This is a genomic window from Exiguobacterium sp. s149, assembly GCF_018618395.1.
GTDB lineage: Bacteria > Bacillota > Bacilli > Exiguobacteriales > Exiguobacteriaceae > Exiguobacterium > Exiguobacterium chiriqhucha.
The window spans coordinates 93,047-113,018 of sequence record NZ_JACSLZ010000005.1 but is presented as its reverse complement, the minus strand read 5'-3'; the positions used below and the strand labels follow the sequence as shown (position 1 = coordinate 113,018).

The following is a 19,972-nucleotide window of genomic DNA, read 5'->3' as shown; positions in this document are numbered from 1 at the left end:
AAAAGCTATCCGTCTCTTTCAAATAGTCAGCGGTGAATGGGAACAGGACATAGGAAACGACTTCAGACTGTCCTGTCACGCTTCGAACCAATGACGAATATTAGGAAGAGGGGAACGGATGATGTTCAATCAAATCGTGAAACACCGTTGGGAGTGGGAGAACTGGTTGCGGGAGGTCAACTGTGATTCGTATGACCATTACGACTACGTGTTGGCCAACTGTGAACCCGGCGAGCAGCCTGAGTTGTATATCGCGGCCAAAGATGACGGGATCTTACTCTACCCGTACATCCGTCGTCCGATCGCGCATCGCCACGACGACCTCGTGACGGCGTACGGTTATGGCGGCCCGTTCCGTAAAGGCAACTTCACGAACGAGGACGTCAAGGAGGCACGCAGACTTTTTCTGCAACGCCCTGAAAATCAAGCAACCGTCACCGAGACGATTCGTTATCATCCATGTCGCGTCGATCCGGACTTGATGCAAGTATTTGGGCAAGCCGTCCCGATTCGGCAGACGGTCCACGTCCGACTTGATGATTCGTTCGAACAGCTTGAGCAACGTTTCAGCAAGATGACGAAACGGAACGTGAAGCGTGCTGTACGTGAACAGGTGACGGTCGCTCGTGGGCAGTCGAATGAACTGTGTGAGTTCATTCGACTGTATCGGGCCACGATGGACCGGCGTGCTGCGAACGACATCTATTACTTCCCGGACCGATACTTCGAGGACCTATGGAACAGCGATACGTGTGAGACGGAATTATTGTTTGCCGTCCATGACGGCATCATCGTGGCGGGCGTGTTCATGTTGTTCGGAGATGACGGGGCCCACTATCATCTTGGCGGGTCGGAAGCGGACTATTTGGCGCTCCGGCCGAACCACTTCTTGTTCCGGGAGATGATTCGTCGAGCGGTCGAGAAGGACAAGGTGTACCTTCATCTCGGTGGCGGTGCGACCGGGGAAGATGCGCTCTTTCATTTCAAGCAGAATTTCTCGAGTGACGAGCCGCTCACGTATTACATCGGTCAAGCCGTGCTCGACGAGGTGGTCTATCACCGGTTGAATCAAGATCATCTGCTCCGCCACGGACCATCTGATTTCTTTCCGCTCTATCGGACACCGGTCGCAGAGACGGTCGCCGAAGTGCAAGCGGAACGATAACAAAAAGGTTCTCACTCCATTTCGAGTGAGAACCTTTTTGTATTAAGCGGCTTCTTCGTCAGAAACAGCCATTTTTTCGGTTTGGCGCGTGATTGGGAAGTTTTTGAACAGCTTACTACCTACGAGTCCGGCCACGATCCCGACTCCGAACAAGATGAGCGCCGTCACGGTCACGGTCTGCCAATCATTGAAGCCGTACATGACGAGCAGTCCCGGAATCCCGGCAGCAGAACCTGGGGCATCGTTCACCATGCCGGTCATGGCGACGATGAGTCCGGCAATCGCACCGCCGACGAAGTTGACGCTGTAAATCGGGATCGGGTTCGCCGAGATGAGGTCTGCTTGCGTGAGCGGTTCAATTGCGACCGATAGTTGGTCTTTCTTCGTCCCGATGTTCAAGCGCTTGAACAGCAAGAAGTTCATCGAAATCGACGCCGTCAACGCAAGGGCGGCAATGGCCATTGGCACACCTGTCAAGCCGAGCATCGCCGTGAGTGCCATCGAGCTGAGTGGCGACGTCGAAACGACCGTGACGATCCCCCCAAGGACAAGTCCCATCACGACCGGGTTCTGTGTCGCGGCGAGTTCGATGACCGCACCGATTTGTGTCAGCGTGTTCGTGACGAGCGGATCGACGCCTGTCGCCACGAGACGGGCGAGCGGAGCCATGATGATGACGTAGAAAATCATGTCGACACCGGCCGGCAAGTGCCGGTCTAATTTACGACCGGCGAGCGCGAGGATGTAGCCGGCGAAAAAGCCGGGAAGAATCCCGAAGCCCGCGACCGATAGTCCGAGCATGAGCGCGTAGACCGGATTGATGCCGAGGGCAATCGATACGAGCGCGGCTGCGGCCGGACCTGATAATGAACCGGCTGCTTGTCCGACTTCTTCATATAAAGGAAGCGGGAGCAGACCGCCGATGGCGTAGGCGTTGAATGCCTCGACCAAGAAACTGGCGATGGCGGCGCCGGCTAGGGCGCCCATCGCTTTCATCCCGAACGGAGCTTTGTAGCTGAATAATGTGAATAAGGCAAGAATCAACAGTAAAAGTGCGATACCTTGAATAATGACCATATGGTGTACCTCTTTCTCTCTGTTCTATATTTCCTCTATAGTTAACCATTCGAACGGTTCTGTAAAGCCATTTCATCCATCTGACACGACTTTTTTTGGTGGTAGCGTTTCCATCTTAGGTATTGGATAATTGTGAACAAAATTAACTGTGAAATTCACGAAAAAACAAGCTCATATGTGTCAGTCCGGTCCGGAGTGGGAACAGAAAGGGGAAAGACTTTTGATATAGGAATGACCAAGGAGGAGTAGAGATGCAAATGGAGACAAAAAACTGGCACGCACTCGAACCGGATGCGGTAAAGAGTTTGCTCGAGACGGACACAAACAGCGGTCTGTCAAAAGGGGAAGTGTCAAATCGGCAAGAGCAGTACGGGAAGAACGTACTGCCCGAGAAAGAGAAGACACCTGAAATCATAAAATTTTTGCGTCAATTCAATGATATTCTTGTCTTCGTCTTACTTGGTGCCGCTGTCGTCACCGGCTTTTTAGGGGAGTACATCGATACGATCGTCATCGTGCTCGTCGTGACGATTATCGCGGTCGTCGGTTACCTTCAAGAGAACAAGGCCGAGCAAGCGTTAGAAGGTATCAAAAAGTTACTTGAGACGAAAGCGAGCGTCATCCGTGACGGCAAGCAGAGCCAAGTCGACTCGAGTGACCTCGTCGTAGGGGACATCTTGGTCCTTGCCGCCGGGGACAAGGTCCCGGCTGACGCCCGTGTCATCCAAGCCGAGAAATTCAAAGTCGAGGAATCGGCATTGACGGGTGAAGCGACGACGGTCGAGAAGAAAATTCAAGTCGTCCCGGAAGACGCCGTCCTCGGTGATCGCAAAAACATGATTTATTCGGGTACGAGCGTGGCGACAGGAAGCGCGAAAGCAATCGTCACGTCAATCGGAGAAGGCACGGAACTCGGCCAAATCAACGCCTCGATTGCTGAAGTCGAGACGGTGAAGACGCCGCTCATTCGCCAGACGACGAAGTTTGGTCAGACGGTATCCATCGCCATCCTCGTCATCTCGGTCGTCATTTACGCGTTCGGTTACTTCGTCCGCGATTTCGATCCGATTGAGTTGATGCTGACGACAATCGGTCTCGCCGTCGCCGCGATTCCAGAGGGATTACCGGCAGTCATCTCAATCATCCTTGCGCTCGGTGTCCGGAACATGGCCGAGAAGAAAGCCATCGTCCGCAGCTTACCATCGGTCGAGACGCTCGGTGCCGTATCGGTCATCTGTACCGATAAGACCGGGACGTTGACGAAAAATGAGATGACCGTCAAACAAGTCGTCACGGCTAAACACGACATCGAAGTGTCAGGGAGCGGTTATGAGCCGGACGGTGATTTGGAATTGAACGGCCAACCGTTCGATTTGGATGATGACGAGTCGATGATCGATTTGCTAACGGTCGGGAAAACGTGTAATGACGCCCAGTTGTATGAAGAAGGCGGCGAATGGGTCGTCAATGGTGACCCGACGGAAGCATGCTTGCTCACGCTCGCCGAGAAGGCGGAGCGGCCAATCGAACGTTTGGACGTCATTTCGAAGATTCCATTCGATTCGGAGTACAAATATATGGCGACGCTCGTCGATTATAAAGGCGAGCGCATGATTTTCATCAAAGGGGCGCCGGACCGCCTGTTCGATATGGCGGAAGACACGGAGTTTGACCGCGCCTATTGGGATGAGAAACGAAAAGAGATTGCCGATCGCGGACAACGCGTGCTCGGAGGCGGCTTCAAGCGAGTCGACGCCTCGAAAGAGACGGTCGACCACGAAGACGTCGAGAACGGCATCACGTTCCTCGGGCTTTATGGTATCGTCGATCCGCCACGTCAAGAAGCAATTGAAGCGGTCGCGGCTTGTCGTGACGCAGGAATCCGTATCAAGATGATTACCGGCGACCATAAAGACACGGCCGTCGCCATCGCGCGAGAACTCGGTATGGAAGTCGAAGGTGCCCTCGAAGGGAAAGAATTGACGAACATGACCGACGAAGAAATCAAAGAGGCGTCGATTCATAATGATGTCTTCGCCCGGACGAGCCCGAACGATAAACTTCGTCTCGTCAAAGGGTTGCAACAGAACGGCTTAATCACGTCGATGACCGGAGACGGCGTCAATGACGCACCAGCCTTGAAACGGGCCGACATCGGTGTCGCGATGGGGATTAAAGGAACGGAAGTCGCGAAAGAGGCCTCGCAGATGGTCCTCGTCGATGACAACTTCAAGACGATTTACAACGCCGTCCGTGAAGGACGCCGTGTCTACGATAACTTGAAGAAGACGATTTTGTTCTTGCTCCCGACAAACGGTGGACAAGCACTTCTCGTCGCCATGAGTATCTTGCTTGGTGCAGCGGCACCACTTAGCCCGGTTCAAATCCTCTGGGTCAACATGGTGGTCGCCATCACGCTCTCGCTCGCTATCGCATTCGAGCCGCTTGAAGAGAGCACGATGAAACGGCCGCCGCGCCCTGCGAACGTGCCGTTGTTAAGTCGCTATTACATTTTCCGCATAACGTTCGTCTCGATCTTAATCGGGGGCGGTAGTTTAATTATCAACTATATGCTCGGTGATTTCGATTATTCGACCGATAAGTTGCAGACAATTACGCTCAATACGATCGTCATGGCGCAACTGTTCCACTTGTTCAACTGTCGGACGGAGCTCGCGCCAGCGTTCAACCGTCATTTCTTCGACAATAAAATCGCCTTTGTCGTCTCAGCACTACTGATCGGGCTCCAGTTGTTCATCACCTACGTCCCGTTCATGCATACGCTGTTCGGTACGGCACCGATCGAGCTGCAAGACTGGATTTATCCGGTCGCGTTCGGTCTCATCGTCTTTGTCATCGTCGAAATCGAGAAAGCCATCTCGCGTCGTGTCATCGGTAACAAAGACATACACTGATGTTTTAGTGAAGACGGAATGTGGAATTAAAGCATTATGCAGAGGAGGGATGCTCAATGAAACGTGATGAATCACAACCTGGGGTACACCCAGATCCAGTCCCGGATGAAGAGTCAGATCCGGCCACTAAACCGGCACCGACCCAACATCCAGATCCGGACCCGGAACAGGACAATGACGACTCAAACTAAGGACGCCGATGCTTGATAGGCGCTTCATACAAAAAGGGATTTCCGATCAATGTCGGAAATCCCTTTTTACTGTTATTTCTTCGGTGCCGGGCTGCGATACTCGGTCATCTTGTCGAATTCTTTCTCATTGAAATACTCGACGACGACGAAATCGCCGACCGGACATTCCCAACGGTCTTTGGCGATTTGACACTCTTTCAGTGTCACTTTCTGGTCGTACATATCAAGCTCGAGCGTGTCCTTCAAAAACTGATCGACTTGTTTGTCGTTAATTTTGAAGTATTCGCTCAAGATGATGTCTTCGCCTCTGTCGTTCGTATGCGTCATCACTTTAAAAAATCTCATTGGTGTACCTTCTTTCGTCTGTAAGCTGAATTCTCAGTATAAAGGAGCTGGACTGATTTGGGAACCGTCATCCCGGTTTCCATAGAGATGCCCCTTCCTTGTTGAATGTGAAAGGGGCTCGTCTCATTTTAATTTGTGGCGGTTCGGTGGTGCCTCGTTGAACGGTTGTTTATGGCGAATGATTAGCCAGAACAACAAACCGAACAAGGGGATATAAGGCAGAGGCCACAAACTCATCTTGTAGCGCCTGGCATCCCGATTCATCAACGTGATTTGGATGAAGGCGAGCAAGACGAAATCGACCGTCATCGTCCGGACGAACTGGTTCTGTTCGACGTAAGACCAATATTCGGCCACGTTCCCGGTCGTTGATGCGGCGATGAACAAGCCAATCGTGACGAGCAAGAGTAGCACCCCGAGCAGTCGCGTCGGGAGCGGCTTAATCGGTGTCGGATAAGGCGACTGCCGCGCGAACGCCAAGTACGGGGCAATGATGAAGCCGCCGACGATGAAACCGGTCGCTGCCGGTATGAGAGGATTCGGGCGCAACTGGTTCACCTCAGACCAAAGAAGCGGGAACAAGGCGAGCGGATAGACGCCTAGGATGCTGAAAAGGGAAAGCGAATATCCTTCATAGGCGTCCGTATTATACGTGATGAAATCGAGCAAAAACCGGCTCGAGAACGGTTCATTCGGACCGAGGAGCGCGATAGCAATCGCAGTGGACCACGGAATGAGTAAAAACTTTCTAGTCATGCCCAACACCTCGAGTCTGTCTCTGTTTCCATTAGTATACCCTGGAATCAAGCGAACAAAAAATGAGAAGTGTCAATCGACACGTTCTCATTGATTTTCACGAGCATACGCTTTAATCATCGTCACGAGTTGCTGGGTCTCGTCTGAGTCTGATTCGAGTCGGATCCCGTAATCATATAAACTTCCCATTTGTCCGCGGTGCCTGACGTGGCCCGTTAAGTCGAGCGGTTGAATCAACGGGACGAGATCCAATTTGACCTGAACTTTCAGCCCTTCGGAAAGTGGGAATAAGTAGTCGCACCGCATCTTCAGACCGTGGGCGCTGATATTGAGCAGTTGTGCTTCCCCGTCATGCAGTTCTTTGTCTTCCCAAATGAGGCGATATGGGATGAAGCGGGGATTCGGTAAAATATAGCGAAACGTTTCTTGTCGTCGATAGCGCATCGGTTCACCTCATTTCTCTACCTAGATTATCGGCTATTTGAAGTGAATCGTGAAGGGGTGAAGCCACCAAAATTTAGGAAGCGCGGTTTACAGAATTGCAAACGCTTTCTATAATAGAAAGACAGAGTTGGTGAAGGAGGGATCGTATGAACGTCAAGGACTTACTCCGACGCTATTCGATCGACGAACCAATCATCTACGCGAAAAATCTACACGGGCAGTGGATCAAATTGGAACAACTGCCGCCCTACACCATACTAGAGGTCGAGGCGACGGACGAGGCCATCGAGGCGCTCGCCATCGACGCGTACGTGGCGCTCACCGTTTGTCGGGAGAAATCGTCGCTTGAAGATGCACGCCCTTATGCGGTGCGGCTTCATATCAAAGGAAAGTAAAAACCGCGAGCCCATCGGCTCGCGGTTTTTGATTAAGCAGCTTTTTCTGTCTCGCCGTCCTGTGGGACGGTCCGTTTCGCATAATACATGAACGGTGTCGCCATCCAGGCGATAATGAACTTGGCGACATATGTCGTGATGAAGATGTTCCACCAGATATCCCATTCCATGCCCCAGAAGGCAATCGTACAGAAAGTGAGCGTATCGATGAACTGAGAGACGACGGTCGAACCGGTCGTCCGAAGCCACAGTTTTTTCTCACCCGTTTTGGCGCGAATCTTCGAATAGATGAAGACGTCGAACAGTTGCGAGACGAGGTACGCGGCGAGACTACCGAGCGTGATGAGCGGAAGCATCGAGAACAGCGCTTTGAAGCTCTCATGCATGAACAGTGCCTCTTCAAACGGCTCATAAAGCAATGCGAATTGCATGAGCACGGTCGAGACAATCAAGATGAAGAAGCCGAGCCAGACGCCTTTACGGGCGGTGTGACGACCGTATTTTTCATTCAAGATATCTGTCGCTAAATAAAGGGAACCGTAGACGATATTCCCGAGAGTAAAGATGAAACCACCGATTACAATCTGCTGCGTCACTTGGATGTTGGCGACGACCGAGGCCATCGCGATCCAGGCGAACAGTCCGACGCGTCCGAACAGCTTGTAGCTGAGGACGAGCAGACCGAGCGTGAGCAAGGCAGAAGGAATCCATAACCATTCATTGAGCATGGGGATCGTACTCCTTCCAAATCATTCATTCTGTCAACTTTACAAGTTTATAGAGGAACGGAAACTGTGTCAAGACAGTTTCCATGACCAAAAGAAAAAGCGACCTGTCCTGATAAGGAAAGGTCGCTTCATTTGATGCCTCCGACGAGAATCGAACTCGTGCTGCAGCATTGCCATTACTATTTTGGTTTTTCGTGGAAGTTGAAACATTTGAAGAATCGTGTCATTTGGGGATTCTACTAATATGAAACTTTAAAATTCTGTGGAATAAATTGTAAATTATCCTGAGCGTGGGTGTTAGGTCTGCACAGTGCTGTGCGCAAGCTCATTGTATTGAATGATATATGGGGAAGGAACGTTATTCGGAATCGCTGCTACGGAGTACGGTCCTAATTTCACTTGTTCTTCTATCTGACTATCTGACTCGGTCTCGGTTGCTTCGACATTATTAGTCTCAGATACTCCAGTATCCTTAGACGGTGAAGAAAGGTAAATCGCAAACGCGAACAATAAAACCGCTCCAGGCACACCCATTATTTGTCCAGATACCCTTCTCATTTTGAGCATTTTCTTTGTTGGGACTCCTTGCAACTCATTATCCTTTTTAATCTCGCCTTTTGTCGCAGAATGAAGTAGGAAAGAGACAGCTAATACCGAACCGGACAACATGAATAAAAGATCTAACACTATTATCACTCCTTTCATTTTGTCCATTCCATTATGTAAATTGTAGCACCCACACTACACATAACCACATTTGTTAAATAAGGTCTTTAATTGTAATTATAAACCTATTTTAATGGACTTATGGAAATGACAATATTGTTTATTTTAGGAAAGGAGCGGAAGTGACTCGAGAAATCAGTTATAATATCACTTGAAAGGTGGGCAAATTATGAAAGTTATATCGGCAGTGATTTTATTATGTAACTCTTTATGGATGACGATTTATTTGTATGGCGAGTATGCTGTCAGTTCCACTAAATTTAATCCTTCTTTAGTAATATTTCCTGTAGCACTTTTTATACTGTCTATCATTTTCTTTTTCACTTCTAAAGAGAGCTATCAACCCAAAGAAAACAAATTGAATGATCAGTTAAAAGTTTAGAAAAGACTAGGGAATGCATCAAATGAGCAATTAAGCGTCCTTAGGGGCGTTTTTGTCGTCTGTCAAAGCTTCATTCACGAATTAATAAAAAGCACCTCTTGCAAGATACAGGAAGTGCTCTGAACCTCTTGGTTGAGCGGTATTTTTGATGCTTCCGACGAGAATCGAACTCGTGCTGTAGCATCACCGTTTCTATTTTGGTTTTCGTGGGAATGCGAACGCTCGAGAATTCGCGCCGTTATGTGGGTTTAAAGTCTTGAAACTATAAGAAAATGTTTGAAAAACTTTGAATTCGCCTGTGCATGGGCGGTGAGTATGACTTTACAGTGCACAATATCAGAAGATTAACTGCTTAGCAATTTTGTCTTTTGCGCATCAAATTCATCTTGTGATAAAACGCCTGCATCGAGCAGTTGCTTGAGTTTTAATAATTCGTCCGCTGCGCTGATTGAAGTGGCAGCAACGGTTTGTTGAGTCGGTTGAGCTAGCAGATCCTCGACGTAATCACGAAGTTTTAAAGCAAGGTAGTACTCTTTTTTTACAAATAAGATTGAATTTTCATCTTTCACTGCATCCATGACGCCCGCTGTATCTTTACTTCCCGAGAAGATGAATTGGATGTAACCTGTCGTGAGTCCAGGCTTCTTCACTTGAACCCCAGAGAGCGAGCTGATGCGAATATTTTTATCACCGCCACCGTTGTTGATTCGGTTCATAAAACCACGTCGTGAAATCTTGATAAATCCATTCTCTACGGTCACTGTTGTTTTACCATTCGACTTGAAATCGAATACGTTACTCATTGCTATTTCCTCCCTAACTATAATCGGGTATATGGTGTGAGAAATTATTTAACTTTAATCTGTGTACCATTCATTTTCAAAATCTGACCATCTGAAATCGTGACATATGTCGGAGACTCGATATTGTTGTTTGTAACGATATCCATTAGGTTGCCTCGTGTGCCATTTGTGATTTCGTAATAACCCATGCCCGAAGTGGGTTCGATTTGGTATTCACCGGCGGGGATATCAGTCCCTACTCGATACATACCCTCAACGTAATATCCGCTCTTAGGCTTCAGTTCGTCATTCACTTTATCTAATGGCATGAACCAGCCGCTCGAGACAGTTAGATATTCGCCGTCGTTCATAGTTAAAATAGCATGCCCTATTATATTATCGTTTGTAATGATTGATGTAAGTTCGCCAGTCGAGTCTTTAGCGAGCTGGTAATACGTCATTCCACCATCGGCTACAATCAAATAAGTTCCAGCGTCGATATCTGTTCCAACTTTATAGTTTCCTGCAGGTTGCTTTCCTTTGGCCTCTTCAGCAGCTTGCGCTTCGGCCAGAGCTGTTTCTTGCTCTTCTTTTTTCTTAGCTTCTTCAGCCTCTTTCTTGGCCGCTTCTTCGGCCGCCGTTTTGTCTTCCTCGCTTGTGTCAGCTGTTGCGGTTGCAGGTTCTTCTACTAAAGGTTGTGTAGCCGTATCTTCCGGATCGCCTGTGAATGTTGAGAATGCAGCTAAGCCAATGACGACAGTGACGATAATTCGAGCTACTTTGTTAAACTTTTCATACTTCCACATTAGGAAAAGACCCAATGGGAAGAAGAAGATTAACGTCAGAATAACAAACCAAGTTTTTTCGAAAATCCTCATAAAAATTACCTCCTATTTTCAATTCGGCTTTAGTATATCATCGGATTTATGCAAATCGCTTTACATTAAAAGGAGATTTATAGTAATCGTTCGACAAAGAATTATTATTTTCGACAATGAAAAACAAATTGTGCAATTTTTGTTCAATGACAAAAAAGAAAGCACCTCCTGCAATATACAGGAAGTGCTCTGAACCGCTTAGTTGAGCGGTATTTTTGATGCCTCCGACGAGAATCGAACTCGTGCTGCAGCATTACCATTGCTGAGGTCTGCCACTAACCTACAGAGGCGGTTACATCTAGTATGTTACACAGTCTGTCATGAAATTTCAAGCTTTTTTAGAATAATAAGACCCCCGTCCTCCTCATGGTGAGAAGGGCGGGGGTGCGTTGGATCAAGCTTACTTCGTCCGGACCCAAACAGCTCCAGCCGAATTGTCTTTCGCTTCGCCGACGACGTCGACGACGAGTCCGTATTGTGGAAGTTTACGGCCCGCATCTGGGATGAGCGAGTTGATGTACGTTTTGGCGTCGTTGAACTGTTTCACGCCTAGTTGAGCTTTGTAGTCATAGATGCCACGGCTCGGTGAATCGATGTACCATGGGAGCGTCTTATCTAAGCTGAACGCCGCATCTGCGATCTGGTAGCGCGTGCTGCCAGCGACTGTCTCTTGACCGTTCAAGTTACCGATAAGGGCCTCAGGATGCGAGTCGACGACACCGAGGAAACCTTCACCCGGGTGAATCCCGACCCAGTTGTCTGAGAACGAATCATCCGCATACCAGACGACGAGACCTGTGTTGTACTTGACGCCACGGCCGTTCAAGAGACCTGTGTCTGCACCAGCATGGTTGCGCCATTCAAGGTAATAGTAGTGAGGTTTCGTGTCATAGCCGTCCGACTTGACGAAACCGTCGAGCGTGACTTTCTCTGCGCCTTCCGCATCGTCTGCGAGAAGCGATTGACCGCCTGACGTAATCGACAAGTTGTCGAGTGCGAACCCTTCAAGGGCAAGTCCACCGTCTGTCACGTATTCGAAGACGATTTGCACGTCTTGACCCACGAATTGAGACAAATCGTACGATTTGTTCACCCAAGCACCGTTCGTCGATTCCGCACCGTTTCCAGTGTTGTCATCGCCGTAGACGTCAAGGACGACTTCTTTGCCGCCGCTGAGTGCTTTCACGTACAAGTAGTCATAGTCAAATTCGATATCGAAACGTGTGTCGAAAGCGAGCGTACCGTCCGCGCCGAGTTTGACCGTCGGTGTTGCGAGTTCGGTATGCAAGTTATCGCCTTTTGTCGAGTAGTAGTAATACTCGCCGAATGCTGGCTCGATGCCTTTTACTTTCTTGTCTGGAAGGTTTACTTTCAACAATCCAGGGTTCGTCGATTTCGTCACGGATTGATCGAGTTTCGAGACGAAACCTTGTTGTGTGATGTCTTCAAGATCAACTTCCGTGATGTTCGCCCAGTTGCCGCCCATCAATTTTTGGAAGTACTCTTTGTTTTGTGGCGAGAAGCTCGTCGGCTCCGTACCTGCCACTTTACCAGCCCAGCTGCCGCCACTCATGATCGACCATGATTGGACCGGTTCGCCTTGACCTGTGTATTGTGTGTCGTATTCATCTGGAAGACCGAGGTCGTGACCATATTCGTGAGCGAAGACGCCGACTGCGCCGTCTTCCGGTTGAATCGTATAATCGAATGCCGCCATTTGACCGCCCCAGTACGGGACGTCTGCTGTCGTTCCAGCTACACGGTAAGGGCTGTTCCCGACGACCCAACGGTGTGACCAGACTGCGTCATCACCAAGGACACCGCCACCCGCTTCTTGGCCAGTACCGGCATGGATGATCATCAAGTGGTCAACCAAGCCGTCCGGCTCGTTGAAGTCGCCGTCACCGTCGAGGTCATATAAATCGTATTCATCGTATTCGGCGAGGTCCATGCCTGAGGCGACCGCCGCGTTCAACGTATCTTTGACGAGTTGACGCGGACCTGGTCCGATGTTGTCATTCCCGCCAGCCGGATTATCACCACCGTAGTCTTTCGCCGTACCCGGGACAGTCAACCAGTCAGAAACCGTGCCGTCGACCGTGTAGCTGCCGCCCGACTGCTCTTCATAATATTGTTTGAACGTTTGGACTTTTTCACCGTTGAACAGTTCGAACGACTCATCGCCGAACATATACTGCTCGTAGTGTTCTTTACTGAAGTTGTCGCTATAGAGATAGCCTTCTTCTTGTACAACGTTGTTATGTTTGAAGTCGCTATACTCGACGAGAAGGACGAGTACTTTGTCTTCACGGACGGCTCCGTTATAGCCAGCTTGCTTGGCCGGGTCGACTTTGACTTGACCGTTCGGCTTGCCTTTCCGATAGTTCGCTTGTCCTTTTTTCGCTTTGTCGAGGAGACGTTTCGATTCTTTCTCGAATTGGTTATGTATCTTCTCTTTCGCTTCAGCGGCTTTATCGTTCAAGCCGTGCTTATGGGCGTCTTTCGCATTGCCTTGCTTCTTCTCGATATAGGCATCGACGGCCTTGTGGCGCTCAGTAGCCGAAAGCCCTTTTTTGATGACGCCTCGTTTCTCGAGCGCTTTGGCGAGCCGATCCTCATCGATGATGTTGTGATCGAATGGAGCATTCGTGCTCGGGGTTGGTAGCGGTGAGGCGGCGAGTGGAGCGGCACCGACGGCCGGGATCGCACTGACGCTCATGACCGATGTCAGCGCGACGGCGAGCGTCGTGCGACGGATGGAACGTTTTTTCATTTGTACTAACCTCCTGTGAAAATAATGGGAAATTGTGTGAGCTTGAATCCAACATTAAACTTGTGTCGGATTAATGTCAATATTCAGAAAATAAGAATCAAAAAAAGAGACTTTCGTCCCGATTGGTCCTAAAGACCTAAGGGGTCAAGTCTCTACATCGATGATGCCGTAATGAAATTTGGACGTTTTGCGAACAATCCTTTTAAATCCAAACGTTTCGAACGTCTCACTCTCAAAATGAGCCTTTAGGACAATCCGTCTGGCCGCGACACGACGGGCCTCCGTCATGAGTTCAAAAGACAGTGGATTCGTATTGGCGAGCGATCGTAATGGGTTCAAGTGAACCGATTCTGAAATCGTCTTTTCGAACATCGGATCGAAGTAGACGACGTCGAACGAATCGTCCGGACATGTCTTCAAATAGGTGAGGGCTTCCATCCAAACTACCTCGAGTCGACGCATCGCCTCATTGACCGCGTCGTGTTTCTCTTTCCAGACGGTCAGGCCTTCCTTGACGAGCATCGCGGTGACGAACTCACTCTCGAGTCCGACGGCGCGACCGGTCGGACCGACGGCGTGACTGAGGACGATGCTGTCCGAACCGAGCCCGAGCGTGCAGTCTAGGACTCGGTCACCTGGCTTGATTGCGGCAGCATCGACGAGCGGGTCGTTCCCACCGCGCGCAAGTTGCTTCACACGGAAAACCGAGCTCGATGGGTGGAAAAAGAACGGTTCATCTCCGTCGAGCGGGGTATATTCGACACGGCGCTTATCAAAGACGAGGACGCCTGTCTGGTGGCGTTGCTTTAACGTGTCGATGGAGTGTTTGCGTCGGGGGATAAAACGGACGTCGTACGTTGCTGCGTGAGCCGCGGCCCGTTCGATGGTTGCCTCGGTCGGGCGTAAACAAGTCGTAACGATATAAGTCATAGTATCTCCTTACTGAAAAAATGAGACGCAGAGGCGTCTCATTTTTTCTTGCTGAGTAAATCCGACAATTCATCGATGAGCGCCTTATGCGAGGCGAGTTCTTTCTTCTTCTCATCGTTCGGGTTGATCGGGCGTTTCGAGCGGCTTTGAAGCGCTTCGAGCGTCTCATCGATTGACGATTTGAGCGTGTCGCGATCTTCCGGCTTGAGCGTCACTTCATGCGGGTTTTCACCGCTTGCGTCGAGTTCGCGTAGACGAGCCATCAATTGTTTTGCTTCTCGGTTCAAATCGGCGAGTAATCTGTCAATTTGTTCCAAACGAAGCTTGATTCCATCACGTTCTGTAAACATTCGTTTCACCTCTTTTGTTGGGTAACCGTTAGGTATCTTCTCATTTACTTTACCATAATTATCGAAAGACGAAACTACCGGGAATATATTCCATTTTATTTGACTGAGGGAAACACTGTTTCTCTATGCCCACACGACATTCGACTGGTATACTGACTTAGCTAATAAGGAGGTGGTCGGATGCAGTCGACAACTCATCCACCGAAAGCGCTCAAAGGCGCCATTTTATCCATCACGACGTATTTGGTCTTATCTGTCCTAAAAGTCGTATTCGGTTATTTGTATAATTCGGAAGCCGTCCTCGCCGACGGATTCAATAACACGACCGATATCATCGCTTCAATCGCCGTCTATATCGGCATTCGCATCGCCGCGCTGCCCCGAGACGCGGAACATAAATACGGGCACGCCAAGATGGAGACACTCGCCGCACTCGTCGCATCACTGATCATGGTCGCCGTTGGGGTGTTCGTTCTATTGAACAGTATCGCCACTCTGATTGGGGGCGAATACGTGGAACCGAACCCGCTCGCGGCCGTCGTCGCGTTCGTGAGTGCGCTCGTCATGTTCGGCGTATATGCGTACAATTCGAGATTGGCCAAGCAGACCCGGTCACTCGCCTTGAAGGCGGCAGCGAAAGACAATCTCGCCGACGCCATGATTTCAATCGGGGCTACGCTCGGCGTCCTGTTTGCCTACTTTAAATTGCCGTGGATGGATACGGTGCTCGCCGTCCTCATCGCGGGGATGATTATCCGGACGGCGATTCAAATCTTTCTCGACGCGACCCATCAGCTCTCGGACGGGTTCCCACCGGACCTTGTCGATTCGTATGAAGAGACAATCCAACACTTTGATGCCGTCAAGGAAGTCCGTGAAATCAAAGGACGTCACCTCGGCAATCACGTCATGCTCGATGTGACGATTGCCGTCGAAGGAAGCCTCACCGTCGAGGAGGCGCACGATTTATGTGATGACATCGAGCGCGAACTCGACGAACACCATGCCGTCGATACAGTCCACATTCACATCGAACCGGTCTGATTTCGGTTATCTTTTGCGCTTCACGGCGCCGTTCGTATATAATGAGTGTGGAAAGACAATGAGATAACTGTTAAGGAGGGCACGGGATGGAAATCGTGCGTCAACCTATTCGTCAGATTGATGAGATCGAATATGAGCATTTTAAAAAATACGGTCAAAGTTCTTACGGCATGTCAGCCGAAGAGTTAAAAGGCATCTTTGTCGAGATGGGCGAAGAGCAGGTGTACTCAGCCGACGCCCATAGCTATGGGGAAGACTTCTATTACGACCTCCGTGTCGATGGTCAAGTCGTCGGAAAAGTGTTGCTCTTGAAACTGGCTCGTGTCTATCAGCTTGATTTGATGGTGTTTGACCCATACAAAGACAAGGGCTATGCGACTGAAGGGCTTCGCCTCGCGCTCGAGCAATCCGATTTGAAAGAAGGGCATACCGTTCGTGCCGGCATCCCGCCGACTAGTCCGCATCAGAAAGCGGTACGCCATGTCCTCGAGAAGAACGGCTTCGAGAAACGGAACGGTCTTTACTATTTAAACTTTAAAAAACGATATGTAATCAACCATTGAACTGACGGCGTCTGACGCGTCAGTTTTTTCGTATGGAGGTTTTTGAGATGAAACAAGTGACAATCAATGACATCGCCAAACTGGCCGGGGTCGCGAAAAGCACCGTTTCCCGTTACTTGAACGGGGGCTCGGTCGGACAGGCGACCCGAGACAAGATTGAGCGCGTCATCCAAGAGACGAACTATGAGCCGAACCAGTTCGCGCAAAGCTTGAAGTCAAAACAGACAAAAATGATTGGTGTCATCGTCCCGCGGCTCGATTCCTATGCCGCTTCGCGGACGATGATGGGCATCGATGAACGACTGACCGAACGCGGGTATCAAATGCTCGTCGTCAACACTGCCCAACAGACCGAACGGGAGATTGAGCAGCTATATAACTTGGCGAAACAAAAAGTGGCCGGCATCATCTGGCTCGGGACGACCGTGACGGAACGGCACTTACAGGCGATAAAAGATATTCAAATCCCAGTCCTATTGATCGGTCAGGAACATGGACACGTTCATAGCCTCGTCTATCCCGACTTTGACGCGGCGTACGCCCTCGGAAAGCAGTTCATGGATTGGGGGCATCGCGATGTCATCTATGTGGGTGTCGAGGAGTACGACATCGCCGTCGGTCAAACGAGACGTGACGGTTTCTTACGCGCTTTCAACGAGGCAGGGGCGGATGTGAAGACGTACACGACGTCATTTAAAATCGATGACGCGATTCCGATTGGGGCTCAGATAGGGCATGAACTGTCGGCGTCACTCGTCGTCTGTGCGACCGACAACATCGCTCTCGGCGTATTGAAGGGACTTGCCAACGCCGGCAAGACGGTCCCGGGCGACATCTCGGTGAGTGGATTTGGAGGCTATGATTTCACCGAAGTGCTCCATCCGTCCATCACAACGGTCCACCTCCCATACCGTCGGACCGGGTCCCGAGCGGCTGACATGATTCTCCAGTTGTTAACAGGTGAAACCATCCCGATGAAAACGTTCACAATTTTTGAATTAAAATTGCGCGAAAGCGTTGACATTTTAAATTAAATCGTTTACATTTGTGTTGCGGAACCGGTTCCGCAACATTTTTTATTCGCTTATGGAACCGGTTCGATAGAAGCTACGAAGCAACACATTTGGACATGGAGGTGGACGGATGAACACCGTACATTGCATTGGTGAACTATTGATTGATTGGGTTTGTGAGGACGCGTCGAGCGACCTCGTCAACGGAACGACTTTCGTAAAGAAAGCAGGGGGAGCACCGGCAAACGTCGCCGCGGTCGTCAGTAAACACGGCGGAAGCTCAAGTTTCCTTGGTCAAGTCGGGGCAGACCCGTTCGGGCGCTTTTTAAAACAGACGCTCGTCGACAATGGCGTCGGTGTCGAAAACTTGGTGGAGGAAGGGGACACGACGTTTGCGTTCGTCTCGATTCAAGAGGACGGGGAGCGAGACTTCACGTTTCGACGCGGCAGCGATGGCGACTATGCCTTCGAGTCAATCGACTTGTCGGTCTTCAAATCAGGGGACATCGTCCACTTCGGCTCGGCGACGGCACTCCTCGACGGCGAGTTAAAGAACGCCTATTTCAAACTGCTCCAGTTCGCCAAGCGTGACGGCCTGTTCGTCTCGTTCGACCCGAACTATCGGGACGCGCTCGTGACCGACCTCGAGGCGTTCAAACAAGATTCGCTCCATTTCATCGCTGAATCCGACTTCGTCAAATTGAGCGAAGAAGAAGCGCACTTGTTGACGGGGCTTGACGATTTAGACGGCGCAATCGCGTCACTGCTTGAAGCGGGTGCGAAACGAATCGCCATCACGCTCGGCTCGCGCGGGACACTGATTGCGACGAAAGATGTCAAAGACGTGATCGCTTCAGTGAAAATCGACAGCGTCGATTCGACGGGAGCGGGCGACGCCTTCGTCGGAGCCTATCTATATCGGTTGTCGACACTCGGGATGGATGACGACCGACTCTTGCAGGACATCGAATATGCGAACGTGACCGGTGCACTCACGTGTACGGCCTACGGCGCGATTCCAGCCATACCATCACAACAACGCGTGCTTGAAGCGCTAGGAGGGAAACCAGCATGAACTACAGACAAGAAGCAGAAGCGATTTTAGAGGCGATTGGCGGGAAAGACAACGTCGCCGCCGCGGCCCACTGTGCGACCCGGCTCCGCCTCGTCTTGAACGATGAATCAAAAGTCGATGAGAAGAAATTGGACGCCTTAGACGTCGTCAAAGGAACCTTTTCGACCGGTGGCCAGTACCAAATCATCATCGGTGCAGGTACGGTCAACAAAGTGTACGCCGAATTTGCTCAATTGACAGGGCTCGGCGACATGTCGACAAGCGACGTCAAGTCGGCCGGCGCAAAGAAAGGCAACCCGCTCCAACAGTTCGTCAAGATGTTATCGGATATCTTCGTCCCGATCATCCCGGCCATCGTCGCCGGTGGTCTCTTGATGGGGATCAACAACTTGCTCACGGCACCTGATTTGTTCTTCGACGGCAGCTCATTGATTGACCAGTACCCTGGCATCGCTGATCTCGCCGCGATGATCAACACATTCGCGAACGCCGCCTTCGTCTTCCTACCTGTCCTGATAGGTTTCTCCGCCGCCAAGCGGTTTGGGGGTAACCCGTACCTTGGCGCCGCGCTCGGGATGATCATGGTTCACCCGGACCTCGTCAACGCCTATGCACAAGCAACGGTCGGCGATATCCCGGTTTGGAATATTCTCGGCTTTGAAATCGAGAAACTCGGTTACCAAGGACAAGTGTTACCGGTCCTCGTATCCGCTTATATTTTGTCGAAACTTGAAATCAATATCCGTAAATTCATGCCAGCTTCACTCGATATCTTGCTCACACCGCTCCTCTCGCTCCTCATTACGGCGTTCGTCACGTTCGCTTTCGTCGGACCGATCACGCGTGAAGCGGGTAACTTGATTATCGACGGTCTCGTTTGGACGTACGACTCACTCGGCTTCTTCGGCGGTCTCGTCATGGGTCTCTTGTACGCACCGATTGTCATCACAGGGATGCACCACAGTTTTATCGCTATCGAGACGCAACTTCTCGCCGATATCGCACGTACGGGCGGATCATTCATCTTCCCGATCGCAGCTATGTCGAACGTCGCACAAGGTGCGGCCACACTCGCTGTCTTCTTCTTGACACGTGATCAAAAGATGAAAGGTGTCGCTTCGGCATCTGGTATCTCGGCACTCCTTGGAATCACGGAGCCGGCCATGTTCGGGGTCAACTTGAAACTACGCTATCCGTTCATCGCGGCCATTATCGGCTCAGGAATCGCCTCGGCGTTCATCGTCGGACGTGAAGTCCTTGCCGTCGCCCTCGGTGCGGCAGGTCTTCCAGGGATCATCTCGATTGCACCAGCGTCAATCATCTCGTATATCATCGGTATGGCCATCGCTTTCGCGGTCGCCTTCGGATTGACGTTCGTGCTCGCAAAACGCCAAGCGAAAAAAGAAGCAGTAAAAGAAGCAGCTTAAGAAAAAGGAAGTG

The 19,972-nt window shown here is 50.5% G+C and carries 20 protein-coding genes and 1 tRNA gene; 9 read left to right on the top strand and 12 right to left on the bottom strand.

From position 1 onward, the window contains the following. Window positions 1–118: 118 nt before the first annotated feature. Window positions 119–1,165 carry a lipid II:glycine glycyltransferase FemX gene (locus tag KNP81_RS08815; RefSeq protein ID WP_214719663.1) on the top strand — a complete coding sequence of 349 codons (1,047 nt, stop codon included), beginning with the start codon at window positions 119–121 and terminating at the stop codon, window positions 1,163–1,165. 42 nt (window positions 1,166–1,207) lie between these two features. On the opposite strand, the gene KNP81_RS08810 is transcribed toward KNP81_RS08815, so the two are convergent. After that, entirely contained in the window at window positions 1,208–2,242 is a 1,035-nt protein-coding gene (locus KNP81_RS08810) for a PTS sugar transporter subunit IIC (protein WP_214719662.1), read from the bottom strand. A gap of 251 nt (window positions 2,243–2,493) precedes the next feature. Here KNP81_RS08810 and KNP81_RS08805 point away from each other — a divergent pair, with 251 nt between their 5' ends. Continuing rightward, window positions 2,494–5,157 (top strand): cation-transporting P-type ATPase, encoded by a 2,664-nt coding sequence (locus KNP81_RS08805; protein ID WP_214719661.1) that lies wholly within the window; start codon window positions 2,494–2,496, stop codon window positions 5,155–5,157. A gap of 56 nt (window positions 5,158–5,213) precedes the next feature. Next, on the top strand, window positions 5,214–5,348 hold the full coding sequence (locus tag KNP81_RS15380) for a hypothetical protein (protein WP_021067349.1): 135 nt from the start codon (window positions 5,214–5,216) through the stop codon (window positions 5,346–5,348). A 72-nt stretch (window positions 5,349–5,420) separates the two neighbouring features. On the opposite strand, the gene KNP81_RS08800 is transcribed toward KNP81_RS15380, so the two are convergent. The 3 genes from KNP81_RS08800 to KNP81_RS08790 form a co-directional block, all read right to left on the bottom strand. Beyond that, on the bottom strand, window positions 5,421–5,693 hold the full coding sequence (locus KNP81_RS08800) for a hypothetical protein (RefSeq protein WP_021067350.1): 273 nt from the start codon (window positions 5,691–5,693) through the stop codon (window positions 5,421–5,423). Between the two features lie 123 nt (window positions 5,694–5,816). Further along, entirely contained in the window at window positions 5,817–6,449 is a 633-nt protein-coding gene (locus tag KNP81_RS08795; protein ID WP_214719660.1) for a hypothetical protein, read from the bottom strand. Between the two features lie 87 nt (window positions 6,450–6,536). After that, window positions 6,537–6,893, bottom strand: a complete 357-nt coding sequence (locus KNP81_RS08790) for a PilZ domain-containing protein (RefSeq protein ID WP_021067352.1) — start codon at window positions 6,891–6,893, stop codon at window positions 6,537–6,539. A 146-nt stretch (window positions 6,894–7,039) separates the two neighbouring features. On the opposite strand from KNP81_RS08790, the gene KNP81_RS08785 reads away from it, so the two are divergent. After that, window positions 7,040–7,288, top strand: a complete 249-nt coding sequence (locus tag KNP81_RS08785) for a hypothetical protein (protein ID WP_214719659.1) — start codon at window positions 7,040–7,042, stop codon at window positions 7,286–7,288. Between the two features lie 32 nt (window positions 7,289–7,320). On the opposite strand, the gene KNP81_RS08780 is transcribed toward KNP81_RS08785, so the two are convergent. From KNP81_RS08780 to KNP81_RS08745, 8 genes are all read right to left on the bottom strand, one after another. Next, a complete protein-coding gene (locus KNP81_RS08780) occupies window positions 7,321–8,016 on the bottom strand; it encodes a queuosine precursor transporter (protein WP_214719658.1) in 696 nt (231 codons plus the stop codon). Between the two features lie 297 nt (window positions 8,017–8,313). Further along, the gene (locus tag KNP81_RS08775) at window positions 8,314–8,703 is read right to left on the bottom strand and encodes a hypothetical protein (RefSeq protein WP_214719657.1); all 390 of its coding nucleotides are present in this window, start codon (window positions 8,701–8,703) and stop codon (window positions 8,314–8,316) included. 765 nt (window positions 8,704–9,468) lie between these two features. Next, window positions 9,469–9,927, bottom strand: coding sequence for an SHOCT domain-containing protein (locus KNP81_RS08770; RefSeq protein ID WP_214719656.1), 459 nt, complete (start codon window positions 9,925–9,927; stop codon window positions 9,469–9,471). A 44-nt stretch (window positions 9,928–9,971) separates the two neighbouring features. Beyond that, window positions 9,972–10,784: an Rv1352/Rv1906c domain-containing protein gene (locus KNP81_RS08765; protein ID WP_214719655.1), complete on the bottom strand. Its 813-nt coding sequence runs from the start codon at window positions 10,782–10,784 to the stop codon at window positions 9,972–9,974. 219 nt (window positions 10,785–11,003) lie between these two features. After that, window positions 11,004–11,074: transfer RNA gene (locus KNP81_RS08760), tRNA-Thr, on the bottom strand. A gap of 110 nt (window positions 11,075–11,184) precedes the next feature. Then, window positions 11,185–13,557 carry an immune inhibitor A domain-containing protein gene (locus tag KNP81_RS08755; RefSeq protein WP_214719654.1) on the bottom strand — a complete coding sequence of 791 codons (2,373 nt, stop codon included), beginning with the start codon at window positions 13,555–13,557 and terminating at the stop codon, window positions 11,185–11,187. Between the two features lie 144 nt (window positions 13,558–13,701). Beyond that, window positions 13,702–14,487 (bottom strand): class I SAM-dependent methyltransferase, encoded by a 786-nt coding sequence (locus KNP81_RS08750; RefSeq protein ID WP_214719653.1) that lies wholly within the window; start codon window positions 14,485–14,487, stop codon window positions 13,702–13,704. Between the two features lie 38 nt (window positions 14,488–14,525). After that, entirely contained in the window at window positions 14,526–14,837 is a 312-nt protein-coding gene (locus tag KNP81_RS08745; protein ID WP_021067357.1) for a hypothetical protein, read from the bottom strand. A 180-nt stretch (window positions 14,838–15,017) separates the two neighbouring features. Between KNP81_RS08745 and KNP81_RS08740 the strand changes: the two genes are divergently transcribed. From KNP81_RS08740 to KNP81_RS08720, 5 genes are all read left to right on the top strand, one after another. Next, window positions 15,018–15,881: a cation diffusion facilitator family transporter gene (locus tag KNP81_RS08740; protein WP_021067358.1), complete on the top strand. Its 864-nt coding sequence runs from the start codon at window positions 15,018–15,020 to the stop codon at window positions 15,879–15,881. A gap of 86 nt (window positions 15,882–15,967) precedes the next feature. Further along, window positions 15,968–16,444: a GNAT family N-acetyltransferase gene (locus KNP81_RS08735; protein WP_214719652.1), complete on the top strand. Its 477-nt coding sequence runs from the start codon at window positions 15,968–15,970 to the stop codon at window positions 16,442–16,444. A gap of 47 nt (window positions 16,445–16,491) precedes the next feature. Next, complete coding sequence (locus KNP81_RS08730; protein WP_214719651.1) at window positions 16,492–17,478, top strand: LacI family DNA-binding transcriptional regulator; 987 nt, start codon at window positions 16,492–16,494, stop codon at window positions 17,476–17,478. A gap of 109 nt (window positions 17,479–17,587) precedes the next feature. Continuing rightward, window positions 17,588–18,532, top strand: a complete 945-nt coding sequence (locus KNP81_RS08725; RefSeq protein ID WP_214719650.1) for a carbohydrate kinase family protein — start codon at window positions 17,588–17,590, stop codon at window positions 18,530–18,532. Next, a complete protein-coding gene (locus tag KNP81_RS08720; protein ID WP_214719649.1) occupies window positions 18,529–19,959 on the top strand; it encodes a sucrose-specific PTS transporter subunit IIBC in 1,431 nt (476 codons plus the stop codon). The genes KNP81_RS08725 and KNP81_RS08720 overlap by 4 nt, the downstream gene beginning before the upstream one ends. The last annotated feature ends 13 nt before the right edge of the window (window positions 19,960–19,972 follow it).

Bases quoted from the DNA above. Each gene is read 5' to 3' on its own strand.
- KNP81_RS08815 (WP_214719663.1), top strand. From the start codon at position 119: ATGATGTTCAATCAAATCGTGAAACACCGTTGGGAGTGGGAGAACTGG.
- KNP81_RS08810 (WP_214719662.1), bottom strand. From the start codon at position 2,242: ATGGTCATTATTCAAGGTATCGCACTTTTACTGTTGATTCTTGCCTTA.
- KNP81_RS08805 (WP_214719661.1), top strand. From the start codon at position 2,494: ATGCAAATGGAGACAAAAAACTGGCACGCACTCGAACCGGATGCGGTA.
- KNP81_RS15380 (WP_021067349.1), top strand. From the start codon at position 5,214: ATGAAACGTGATGAATCACAACCTGGGGTACACCCAGATCCAGTCCCG.
- KNP81_RS08800 (WP_021067350.1), bottom strand. From the start codon at position 5,693: ATGAGATTTTTTAAAGTGATGACGCATACGAACGACAGAGGCGAAGAC.
- KNP81_RS08795 (WP_214719660.1), bottom strand. From the start codon at position 6,449: ATGACTAGAAAGTTTTTACTCATTCCGTGGTCCACTGCGATTGCTATC.
- KNP81_RS08790 (WP_021067352.1), bottom strand. From the start codon at position 6,893: ATGCGCTATCGACGACAAGAAACGTTTCGCTATATTTTACCGAATCCC.
- KNP81_RS08785 (WP_214719659.1), top strand. From the start codon at position 7,040: ATGAACGTCAAGGACTTACTCCGACGCTATTCGATCGACGAACCAATC.
- KNP81_RS08780 (WP_214719658.1), bottom strand. From the start codon at position 8,016: ATGCTCAATGAATGGTTATGGATTCCTTCTGCCTTGCTCACGCTCGGT.
- KNP81_RS08770 (WP_214719656.1), bottom strand. From the start codon at position 9,927: ATGAGTAACGTATTCGATTTCAAGTCGAATGGTAAAACAACAGTGACC.
- KNP81_RS08765 (WP_214719655.1), bottom strand. From the start codon at position 10,784: ATGAGGATTTTCGAAAAAACTTGGTTTGTTATTCTGACGTTAATCTTC.
- KNP81_RS08755 (WP_214719654.1), bottom strand. From the start codon at position 13,557: ATGAAAAAACGTTCCATCCGTCGCACGACGCTCGCCGTCGCGCTGACA.
- KNP81_RS08750 (WP_214719653.1), bottom strand. From the start codon at position 14,487: ATGACTTATATCGTTACGACTTGTTTACGCCCGACCGAGGCAACCATC.
- KNP81_RS08745 (WP_021067357.1), bottom strand. From the start codon at position 14,837: ATGTTTACAGAACGTGATGGAATCAAGCTTCGTTTGGAACAAATTGAC.
- KNP81_RS08740 (WP_021067358.1), top strand. From the start codon at position 15,018: ATGCAGTCGACAACTCATCCACCGAAAGCGCTCAAAGGCGCCATTTTA.
- KNP81_RS08735 (WP_214719652.1), top strand. From the start codon at position 15,968: ATGGAAATCGTGCGTCAACCTATTCGTCAGATTGATGAGATCGAATAT.
- KNP81_RS08730 (WP_214719651.1), top strand. From the start codon at position 16,492: ATGAAACAAGTGACAATCAATGACATCGCCAAACTGGCCGGGGTCGCG.
- KNP81_RS08725 (WP_214719650.1), top strand. From the start codon at position 17,588: ATGAACACCGTACATTGCATTGGTGAACTATTGATTGATTGGGTTTGT.
- KNP81_RS08720 (WP_214719649.1), top strand. From the start codon at position 18,529: ATGAACTACAGACAAGAAGCAGAAGCGATTTTAGAGGCGATTGGCGGG.